This window comes from Vreelandella janggokensis (assembly GCF_031451615.1).
Classification (GTDB): domain Bacteria; phylum Pseudomonadota; class Gammaproteobacteria; order Pseudomonadales; family Halomonadaceae; genus Vreelandella; species Vreelandella janggokensis.
The window spans coordinates 58,378-68,913 of sequence record NZ_JARWAJ010000009.1 but is presented as its reverse complement, the minus strand read 5'-3'; the positions used below and the strand labels follow the sequence as shown (position 1 = coordinate 68,913).

10 protein-coding genes are annotated in these 10,536 nt (G+C 57.1%); 6 read left to right on the top strand and 4 right to left on the bottom strand.

The window, feature by feature from the left end; all coding sequences use genetic code 11:
• A partial coding sequence (locus QC816_RS18080; RefSeq protein ID WP_309783814.1) for a TrkA C-terminal domain-containing protein occupies nt 1-395 on the top strand: 395 nt, incomplete at its 5' end.
• Nucleotides 396-427: 32 nt separating this feature from the next.
• Here the strand turns inward: QC816_RS18080 and QC816_RS18075 are convergent.
• The 4 genes from QC816_RS18075 to QC816_RS18060 all read right to left on the bottom strand — a co-directional run bounded on the left by QC816_RS18075 (nt 428) and on the right by QC816_RS18060 (nt 4,074).
• Nucleotides 428-1,144 (bottom strand): anti-sigma factor, encoded by a 717-nt coding sequence (locus QC816_RS18075; RefSeq protein WP_085919879.1) that lies wholly within the window; start codon nt 1,142-1,144, stop codon nt 428-430.
• The gene (locus QC816_RS18070) at nt 1,141-1,695 is read right to left on the bottom strand and encodes a sigma-70 family RNA polymerase sigma factor (RefSeq protein ID WP_309783818.1); all 555 of its coding nucleotides are present in this window, start codon (nt 1,693-1,695) and stop codon (nt 1,141-1,143) included. The genes QC816_RS18075 and QC816_RS18070 overlap by 4 nt, the downstream gene beginning before the upstream one ends.
• 118 nt (nt 1,696-1,813) lie before the next feature.
• Complete coding sequence (locus QC816_RS18065) at nt 1,814-2,338, bottom strand: DUF3455 domain-containing protein (protein ID WP_309783812.1); 525 nt, start codon at nt 2,336-2,338, stop codon at nt 1,814-1,816.
• 191 nt (nt 2,339-2,529) lie between these two features.
• A complete protein-coding gene (locus QC816_RS18060; RefSeq protein ID WP_199285139.1) occupies nt 2,530-4,074 on the bottom strand; it encodes a carbohydrate porin in 1,545 nt (514 codons plus the stop codon).
• 391 nt (nt 4,075-4,465) lie between these two features.
• Between QC816_RS18060 and QC816_RS18055 the strand changes: the two genes are divergently transcribed.
• From QC816_RS18055 to QC816_RS18035, 5 genes are all read left to right on the top strand, one after another.
• Entirely contained in the window at nt 4,466-5,737 is a 1,272-nt protein-coding gene (locus tag QC816_RS18055) for an ABC transporter substrate-binding protein (protein ID WP_085919883.1), read from the top strand.
• A gap of 14 nt (nt 5,738-5,751) precedes the next feature.
• Nucleotides 5,752-6,738 (top strand): carbohydrate ABC transporter permease, encoded by a 987-nt coding sequence (locus QC816_RS18050; RefSeq protein WP_268902245.1) that lies wholly within the window; start codon nt 5,752-5,754, stop codon nt 6,736-6,738.
• Nucleotides 6,735-7,577 carry a carbohydrate ABC transporter permease gene (locus QC816_RS18045; protein WP_085919885.1) on the top strand — a complete coding sequence of 281 codons (843 nt, stop codon included), beginning with the start codon at nt 6,735-6,737 and terminating at the stop codon, nt 7,575-7,577. The genes QC816_RS18050 and QC816_RS18045 overlap by 4 nt, the downstream gene beginning before the upstream one ends.
• 30 nt (nt 7,578-7,607) lie before the next feature.
• Nucleotides 7,608-9,233: an alpha-glucosidase family protein gene (locus tag QC816_RS18040; protein ID WP_309783809.1), complete on the top strand. Its 1,626-nt coding sequence runs from the start codon at nt 7,608-7,610 to the stop codon at nt 9,231-9,233.
• Between the two features lie 63 nt (nt 9,234-9,296).
• Entirely contained in the window at nt 9,297-10,403 is a 1,107-nt protein-coding gene (locus QC816_RS18035; protein ID WP_264827062.1) for an ABC transporter ATP-binding protein, read from the top strand.
• The last annotated feature ends 133 nt before the right edge of the window (nt 10,404-10,536 follow it).

Sequence of the window (10,536 nt, the reverse complement as noted above, 5' to 3'; positions counted from 1 at the left end):
CGCTGATCAATAACGCCGCCTATGTCGATCTGGTTCAGGGCGGCGAGATCGATATTGCCATTTCCCCTCAACAGGCAACGATCGGCAGCCTACTGACCCATGTGCGGCGCGGCGATATCGTCAACGTCCACTCGCTGCGCCGGGGCGCGGCGGAGGCCATCGAGGCCATCGCCCACGGCGACAAGCAGTCGTCCAAGGTGGTCGGCCGCACCATTCGCGAGATCGACCTGCCCGAGGGCACCACCATCGGGGCGATCGTGCGCGGCAAGGAGGTCATGATCGCCCATGATCACATCGTCATCGAAAGCGGCGACCACGTGATTCTGTTCGTTATCGACAAGCGGCGCATTCGCGACGTGGAGCGCTTGTTCCAGGTAGGGCTTACGTTCTTCTAAAATCGGGCTCGGGTTGATGACGACCGAATACGCTATATCTCCACCGCACGGCCGATGAACTGGATAGGGCCAGTAGGCAAGCCAGTAGGTGAGCCGGTTTCTTCTTCCAGCGTCAGCTCAAACAGCTGGTTGTCCTCAAGCGGCGGCAGGTTATCTAGCTGCACGCGAATTGGCTCTCCCGGCTCTACCAAGCCAAGCGATACTGGGGCCTGCCATTCGTCGGCCTTGGTCCAGAACTCCAGCGCCTTGCCTTCCGGTACTTCAAAGGTACCCAACGGTATCAGCTCGATGTCCTGGCGGGTTGACGCCTGCACCACCCAGCCGGCGGACTGACTTTGCGGAGCCAGCAGTACGACCATGTATTCCGGCGTTGTGGGCGTGGTAGACACATTGGTCAACACCACGCCCAACACTAACGCAGCGGCCATGCCGATACCGGCGGCCCCCTGCCAAAACGGCAGGTGGTTGACCCAACGACGGCGTGGCGGTGGCATCACGCTCTCTGGTTCTGGGTCATGCGAAGCATCAAGGCTGCGTTCGATACGTGGCCATAAATAGTCAGAAGGCCTTACTGGCTGAGTCAGCGCAGTATAGGGCATGAAGCGTTCTTCCCACGCCATCACAGCCCGGAGTAATTCCGGCTCGTTTTTGAGTCGCGCTTCGACTGCCTTACGCTGTGCCAACGATAGTGTTCCCAGTACGTATTCACCTGCCAGGGCGTGGTCGTCGTGCTCAATGGGACCGGTCATGCCATACACTCCCTTAGGCGCAGCAGGCTGCGTTTTATCCAGGCTTTAACGGTACCCAGCGGCGCACCCGTGTGCGCGGAAATTTCCGCGTGACTGAGACCATCCACATACGCATGGAGCACACAGTTTCGCCGCTCGGTCTCTAACTGATGCAGACAGTCATCCATGCGCTGGCCGGTCTGCCAATCGAAAGCGTCTTCGACAACGGACGAATGCTGGAAATGTTCGTCGAGCTCTATCTCGGTGGGGTCATTACTATCAAACGTGATTTCACGATCACGGTAACGTATGGCGTTTAATGCCTGATGGCGCGCCACGCTGAATATCCATGTTCGCGCCGACCCTTTGGCTGGGTCGAAGCTATTGGCGCGTTGCCAAATATTAATGCAGGCATCGTGGACAATATCTTCGGCCATGCCACGATCCTTGACGATTCTTAAGACAACACCCAGCAGCCTGGCACCTTCATGGACGTATAGCTGGTGCAAGGCATCATGCTCGCCGCGAGCACATCTCGCTAATGCGCCAGCATGATCAAATTCTGAGGACACGTCAGTCAAACCCTAGCTCCCTGGTGACGGCACCGACGCCAGTCGTCGTACTCTCAGACAGCATAGCCGCTGAGGGCTCGACAAACGAGTCCTCAGCGTAATTGGCGTTCCAGCCGACTTATTCAGCCGTCCAGAAGATGTAATCGGCTTGGTAGGTAACGACGGCAGTGGCACCGTCATGATCCATATCGCAGGCCACATCCGGAGCAACGCCACCCTGGGTGTTCAGGCGCTGGATGTAGCTGACGCCAGTCATTGCACCTTCACCTTCAGCGGGGTTGGCTTCAACAAGCTGGAGCGGAATATTGCCATCCCCATTGGCAGCCGTAGCCAGTTGGGTGCCGGTTACTTTTGAGCCATCCAACGCTTCCCAGGTGGCGGGCGGACCGTAGTAACTGCCGACCTGGCTGCCGTCGCTATCATTAAGCGCAGCGTGCGGGCCTTTAAATACCCAAGCCATGGTGTCGTCGTCGTTCATTTCACACATATACGTGATTGCGCCAACACCGACAGTTTCGAGCGCAACGGCATTGCCGTCCGGCACCTGGACATCCGCGGGCGTCATGTCTGCCAACGCAGCGTGACTGAAGGATGCAATCAGAGTGGCGGCCAAGGTAGCGCGCGTTAGATGATGAATGGTCATTTTCAGTCTCCTAAGGGTTAAATATCAGTTGCCTTTCATAGCAGCTGTATAGGGAATACCCGTGAGGAAGCCTTTTGGATGCAGTCAATTCATAATATTTCTAAAAAACGTAAAAAAAGCCCGCGACGTGTCGCGGGCAAACAGAAACGGAGAAACAACAAGCGGCCTGGCCTTCTGCCAGGCTTACTAGCTTAGAACCATATCTCGCTTTGTACGCCAAAGGTCCATTCACCTCCTGTAAAGCCTGACTGACCGAAAGAGTCTGAAATATCGTTGCCGCCGGCATCAGTCGCATCGTTTTGCAGATAACCGTTCAAGTCATCATCCCAGTCGCTCCAGGTCGTAAAGAAACGAATTTCGGGGCGCTTCCAAAAGCCACCGACTTCAGGCTTGAAGGTCGGCGCAATGGTGAACTTGCTGTAGCCCCCATCAACCTCATTACGCTGACCGTAGCCTTGAGGATCTAAATCCATCCATTGATAACTCGCTTCGTACTGCATTTCGAAGTTTTCAGTCAGCTCGTTGGCCAAGCGGACGTTGAGCGTGGCCCAGTCATACGAATCGCCTTCTGCAAAACGGTCTTCGCTGGTTTCAGCAAGCACTGAGGGCGCAATACGCCATTTGGGTGCAAGATAGGTAGTCCCATAAAGCGCTAGACGGGTTGAGTTGGCATCATCGGTCAAATCACCGTTGGCGCCGATGTTTTTCGTCTCGGCGCCCAGGCCCTGGCCATGCAGCACCGCCGCTTTATAACTGCCCTCGCCCATGCCGAAGAAGCTGTCGCCGTGATAGGCTACCATGGTGTGGAAACCATTTTCGGCAGCTTCCTGACCTGACCCGATATCACGGGTGTCGTTATCGGCTGCCGACATGCCGTTGACCATCCACTGCCAGTTACCAAAGTAGTTGTTGGAAGTCAGGATCAGGTTATCGGTATTGCCTTTCAGGCCGGGGTCTTCACTGCTAACCACGTCAAAGTCGGCAAAGCTGCGGCCGTAAATCGACAGGTTGGATTTCCAGTTATCGGCCAGCTGCATGTCGTAAATACCGCCGCCGGTACCGGCGAGGAAGACCACATCGCTATCCAGCCAGTGGATGTCGAAGTTGTCGCGGTCAAAACGTTTACCGGCCCAGATGGAGGCATTTTCAAACGCACCGGTGAAGCTCGGTAGATCGCTGAATTCGGCATATACCTGACGGACGTTGATATCCGACTCGCCGCCAGTCCAGTCATTGCTCGAGGTGGTGCCGTCGGCAATCATGGTGCGGTATAGCGCTTTGGCACCGTTATCGAAACGCATGCGGTAGTTCAGAATCGCTTCGGCATAGGTATCTGGCTCGTTACCCAAGCGACCCACCGCGCCGCCTTCAGGGCCTGCAGGGGTGACGTAAGGGCCACCCTCTGCACTTTTGCCATCTTCACCGATCAACAGGCCCGAGCGCGCGTAGACATTGAATGAAAACCCTTCTTCGCCATCAGCATAGCGCTCTACCCTTGCCAGACGCTCTTCAATTTCAGCATCGCTTTCAATATCGGCGGTTGCGGCGCGCTGCTGTTCAGCCTCGGCGGCACGCTGCTCGGCGGCGACGGCCCGCTGTTCAGCGGCGATAATCCGGGCTTCCAACTCGGCAAGCCGCTCTTCCATGGTGGTATCGGCCATGGCCGCACCGCTGACACCCAGGCTGGCGGCGGCGATGGCAATCGCCAGCGGTGTTTTGAAAGTCATTTTATCCATTGTTTTAAACCCTGTTGTTGTTCGACGCCCCGCCCATCACTGCTTTTTCAATCCGATGCGCATTAAAGCGGTCGCGTTTGAGTCGATCGTTGTAAAGCGTATTTATTCCAACAGTTGGTAAAGCAACTACTGCTACCAACCAAAACGCTGGAATACGTGAAACTTAATCGATTAAGACTTCGTAAACCAACCAGTAATCACTAATTATCGACCAATGTCTAAACACCAAGCATCGGGTTAGCACAACCTGAATAAATAATTAGACAAAAGTCTCTATTGAACTTGCTGGCAAGAGGCGGCTAACTAGGCGCATCAACTTAATCGTTTAAGTTCAAATTCGACGGGCTTGAACGGTGCGCTACCCGACAACAACAAACGCCGAGGAACCATCATGAAAAAAACGCTTTTAACGACCGCCATTGCACTCGCCAGCGCAACCGGTGGCATCAGTCAGGCCCAGGCGGCTGACCTGACCATTTCATGCGGTGCTGTGGGTGCCGAACTGACGCTTTGTGAAGAAGGCATTGAAGCGTGGGAAGAAAAAACCGGTCATGAGGTTGATGTGGTCTCGACACCCAACTCATCCACCGAGCGGTTATCGCTTTATCAGCAGATCTTGTCGGCTAATTCCAGCGATATCGATGTGATGCAAATTGACGTTGTCTGGCCGGGCCTGTTGGCCAACCACCTGCTGGATTTGCGCGAAGTGCTGGGTAATGACGTCGCTGCTGGGCATTTCGAGACCATCGTGACCAACAACACCATCGACGACCGGCTGGTCGCCATGCCGTGGTTTACCGACGCGGGCGTGCTCTACTACCGCGAAGATCTGCTCGAAAAACATGGTCATGACGTGCCCACCACCTGGCAAGAACTTACCGAGACCGCCCGCGAGATCAAACAGGCCGAGCGCGAGGCAGGCAACGACCGCATGCAGGGCTATGTCTTCCAGGGACGCGCCTATGAAGGCTTGACGGTGAACGCCCTTGAATGGGTAGCTAGCCACGGTGGCGGCAACATTGTCGAGGCCGACGGTACTATCAGCATCAATAACCCGCAGGCCGCCGAAGCCCTCGACCTTGCCGCATCGTGGATCGGCGACATCTCGCCCAATGGCGTGCTCAATTACACCGAAGAAGAGGCCCGTGGTGTGTTCCAGAGCGGCAACGCGGTGTTCATGCGTAACTGGCCCTACGCCTGGGCGCTGGCTCAGAGCGAAGACAGCGACGTGCGCGATAAGGTTGGCGTCACCCAGTTACCGGCGGGCGGCGAAGACGGTAAAAGCGCCGCTGGCCTGGGTGGCTGGAACCTGGCGGTATCACGCTACACTGAAAACCCTGAACTGGCCGCCGAGCTCGTCGCCTTTCTGACCAGCGAAGAAGAGCAGAAGCGACGCGCCATTGAAGCCTCTTATAACCCCACTATCGATGCGCTCTACCAGGATGAAGAGGTGCTCGACGCCGTCCCCTTCTTCGGCACCCTTTACGAGACGTTCACCAATGCGGTGGCACGCCCGTCAGCTCCCACCGGTGATGCCTACGGCCGGGTGAGCAACGCCTTCTTTAGCGCTTCACACGAAGTACTGTCAGGCACGAAAGATGGCGCCCAAGCCGTTGAGGACCTGGAAAACGAGCTTCTCCGTTTGAAGCGTCGTAACTGGTAACGCTGGAGAGCCTAATGACGACTTCTCACTCAGGCGCGCCCGATGGGGCGCGCACAGCCGCATTGACGGCGCGGCGCTCTCGCGGCACCAAGGTGCGGCGCCAGCGCGTCAAAGCGGCCTGGTTATTCCTGACGCCCATGCTGGTCGCGCTAGCCCTGGTGGCTGGCTGGCCTTTATTTCGCACCTTCTTTTTAAGTTTTACCGACGCCTCGCTGTCTGACCTGGGCACAGCCAACTTCATCGGCTTTGAAAACTATCTGGTTCACGATAACGGCCGCTGGTTTGGCATCATGGCCGACCCCGTATGGTGGCAGTCGGTATGGAACACCGTCTATTTCTCGGTGGTGTCGGTATCGCTTGAGGTTGTCTTTGGCGTCATCGTCGCGCTGATTCTCAACGCGGAGTTTAAAGGGCGCACCATTGTGCGTGCCGCCGTACTGATTCCCTGGGCCATCCCCACCATCGTCTCGGCGCAAATGTGGGCATGGATGCTCAACGACCAGTTCGGCATCATCAACCACATGCTGATGGGGATCGGCGTCATCGACAACCCTATTGCCTGGACCGCCAGCGCCACCTACTCGATGTGGGCAGTGATCATGGTCGACGTCTGGAAAACCACTCCGTTTGTCGCCCTGCTGGTGCTTGCTGCGCTGCAGATGCTGCCCAAGGACTGTTACGAGGCCGCCGAGGTCGACGGCATTCATCCAGTGCGGGTGTTTTTCAAGGTAACGCTGCCACTGATAACGCCTGCCTTGATGGTGGCGGTGATTTTCCGTCTGCTCGACGCGCTGCGGGTGTTCGATGTCATCTACGTACTGACCTCGAATTCCACCAGCACCATGTCCATGTCGGTGTATGCACGCCAACAGCTGGTTGAGTTCCAGGACGTCGGTTATGGCAGCGCGGCGTCCACCCTGCTGTTCCTGATTATTGCCTTGGCAACCGTTGCCTACATCTATGCTGGCCGCAAGCAACTACAACTGGGAGGTGAGGCATGAACGCACGTCAGTTGAGTAAAATAGCCAAGCAGATCGGCTTCTGGGCACTAATCGTGCTGATCATGGTTTACGCCGTCTTCCCGTTTTATTACGCCGTGATTACCTCGTTCAAGCCATCGAGCGAGCTGTTCCGTGTCGAGCTATGGCCTTCTTCCTGGCACCTGGGCAACTATGTTCAAGTATTGACCCAAGCCAGCTTTTTACGCGCCATCTTGAACTCCATTGTGGTGGCGACCAGCGTGGTATTTATCGCCCTGTTGCTGGGTATCACGGCCTCCTATGCCCTGGGTCGCGTACGTTTTCGCGGGCGCTCAACGGTATTGCTGGTCATTCTGGGGGTATCGATGTTTCCCCAGGTGGCAGTGCTCTCAGGGCTGTTTGAAGTTATCCGCACGCTCAACCTCTACAACAACCCGGCCGGGCTGATCTTGAGTTACACCATCTTCACCCTGCCCTTCACGGTGTGGGTGCTGACCACCTTCATGAAGCAGCTCCCCATGGAACTTGAAGAAGCCGCCATCATGGATGGCGCCACCCCGTGGATCACCATTACCAAGGTGTTTTTACCCCTGATGTGGCCTGCCATGGCGACCACCGGGCTGCTCGCCTTTATTGCCGCGTGGAACGAGTTTCTGTTCGCGCTTACCTTCACCCTGACCGACACCCAGCGCACCGTACCGGTGGCGATCGCCCTGCTGTCCGGCGGCAGCGCCTACGAATTGCCCTGGGGCCCCATCATGGCTGCGTCTGTCGTGGTAACAGTTCCGCTGGTGGTGCTGGTGATCATCTTCCAACGCCGCATCGTCTCTGGACTCACCGCTGGCGCCGTCAAAGGCTAAGGATTTTTAATGTCATCAACGGACTCTCTCATGCAAGATACCCAAGACACAAAAGCCTGGTGGCGCGGCGGCGTTATCTATCAGATTTATCCGCGCAGCTTCATGGACAGCCGCGGTGACGGTATCGGTGATTTACCCGGCGTTACTGAAAAGCTCGACTATGTAGCATCACTCAATGTCGACGGTATCTGGCTATCGCCTTTCTTTACCTCGCCAATGCTCGACTTCGGCTACGACATCAGCAACTACCGCGACGTTGACCCGATGTTCGGCACCCTGGACGACTTCAAGGCGCTGCTGGCCAAAGCGCACAGGCTTGGCCTGAAAGTGATGATCGACCAGGTCATCAGCCATACCTCGGATCAGCATGCCTGGTTTCAGGAAAGCCGTCAGGATCGCACCAACCCCAAGGCCGACTGGTTTGTATGGGCAGACCCCAAGCCAGACGGCACGCCACCCAACAACTGGCTGTCGATTTTTGGCGGGCCGGCATGGACCTTTGAGCCACGCCGCCAGCAGTATTACATGCATAACTTTTTAACCAGCCAGCCGGACGTCAACTTCCATAACCCGGAAGCACGTCAGGCCCAGCTGGATAATATGCGCTTCTGGCTGGAGCTGGGTGTCGATGGCTTCCGCCTGGACACGGTCAACTTTTTCTTCCATGACGCGGCGTTACGCGACAACCCGCCTGTTCCCAAAGGCGAAGCCAAAACCCTGGGCGCCCCGGACAGCAATCCGTATACCTGGCAACGTCATGTTTATGATCTCAGCCGCCCGGAAAATCTCGACTTCCTTAAAGACCTGCGCGCGCTGATGGATGAGTACCCCGGCACCACGACTGTGGGTGAAATTGGCGATGACAATCCGCTGGAGCGCATGGCCGAGTACACCGCAGGCGGCGACAAGCTGCACATGGCTTATACCTTTGACCTGCTCAACAAGCCGCATTCCGCTGCGTATCTACGTGAAGTGATCGAGCGTTTCCAGCGGCTGGCGGGCGATGCCTGGCCGTGCTGGGCCACCTCGAATCACGATGTTGAGCGCAGTGCCTCCCGCTGGGGCGCTGACGAAGACCCAACGGCTTATCCTAAAGTTGCCCTGGCGATGCTGTTTTCACTACGTGGCAGCGTCTGCCTTTACCAGGGCGAAGAGCTTGGCCTTCCCGAAGCCGACGTCCCCTTTGAACGCATTCAGGATCCCTATGGCAAGGTGCTATGGCCCGAGTTCAAGGGCCGCGATGGCTGTCGCACCCCGATGCCCTGGGATGGTTCGCCACAGGCTGGCTTTTCAAACGCTGAGCCATGGCTGCCGATCTCGCCACGACATCGCGAGCTTGCCGTCAGTCAGCAACAGGGCGACCCGGCGTCCCCCCTTAATGCCACACGCCAGTTGCTGGCGTTTCGTCGCCAGCACGCTGCGCTGTTTGATGGCAATTTGACGCTGGTCGACGTGGGCGATGACCTACTGGGCTTTACCCGTCAACACGACGACGAATCCCTGCTGTGCGTTTTCAACCTGACCGGCCAAGCGCAAGAGGTCTCGCTCCCCGTTACGGTGGCCGGCGACCTCGATGGTCATGGCTTCAACTATCAGCGCGACGGCAACCGGCTGAGGCTCCCTGCTTACCAGGCGGCCTTTATGCGCACCGCCTAGACCGTTTTAAACAACAACAGGCCAACCCGGGGCACAGGCCTTGAGGTTGGCAAGGAGTCACCCATGGCAAGTGTTACGCTTGAAAAAATCAACAAGGTGTTTGGCCGCGACCACATCATCGACGATGTCGACCTGGAAATCGGCGACGGCGAATTCGTCGTTTTCGTCGGCCCATCGGGCTGCGGTAAATCCACCCTGCTACGCCTGATTGCCGGTCTTGAGTCGATTACCGATGGCGATTTACGTATCGACGACACTGTGGTCAACGACTTACCACCACGTGAACGCGGTGTCGGCATGGTCTTCCAGTCCTACGCGCTCTACCCGCACATGTCGGTCTACGAGAACATGGCCTTCGGCCTAAAGCTGGCGAAAAAGACCAAGGAAACTATCGACGACCGCGTGATGGCGACGGCGCGCATCCTGCAGCTGGAGGAGCTACTGCACCGCAAACCCAAGGCGCTTTCCGGTGGACAGCGTCAGCGTGTGGCCATGGGGCGTGCCATGGCCCGGGAGCCACGTATTCTGCTGTTCGATGAGCCGCTTTCCAACCTCGATGCCTCGCTGCGCGTGCAAATGCGCAACGAGATCGCGCGTCTGCATTATCGCCTGGGCTCCACCATGATTTACGTGACCCACGACCAGGTGGAAGCCATGACCCTCGCCGACAAGATCGTGGTGCTCAACGGCGGCCATGTCGAACAGGTGGGCAGCCCTCAAGAGCTTTACCAGCGCCCCGCGACCAAATTCGTTGCCGGGTTCATCGGCTCGCCCACCATGAATTTCATACCTGCCCAACTGCTGGCAAACGATGACAATGGCTGCCGGGTACTCGCTGCTGGAGTCGGCGAACTCGCCTTGCCACAGGATGCAAGGGCGCAGCCGCAAAGTGCCCCGCTCAGTATTGGCGTGCGCCCGGAACACCTCCGCTTGGCAGAACCTTCTGGAGACAATCGCTTCGAAATCGTCAACGTGGAATACCTGGGTAACGAAGTCTACGTATATCTGGACCCAAAAGCAGGGGATACGCTGTTGATCCATCGCAGCGAAGCCCCGAGCCAGTGGAAACTGGGGCAGCACGTCGCGCTGGTGCCCGACACCCAGCATGTTCACCTGTTCGACGAGGGCGGTGCCGCCCTGGATTTGCCTGCTCAACGACAGGCCGCTTAATCGGCACACCTTGACCACTCCACTTACTGACCCACGCCGATCGCGACAAGCATTATGAGGCAAGGCTTGTCGGGAGACAGCGTGGGTCGGTATTCTTGAGAATGGACGTCTCATCATTAGTTTGCATAGGAAA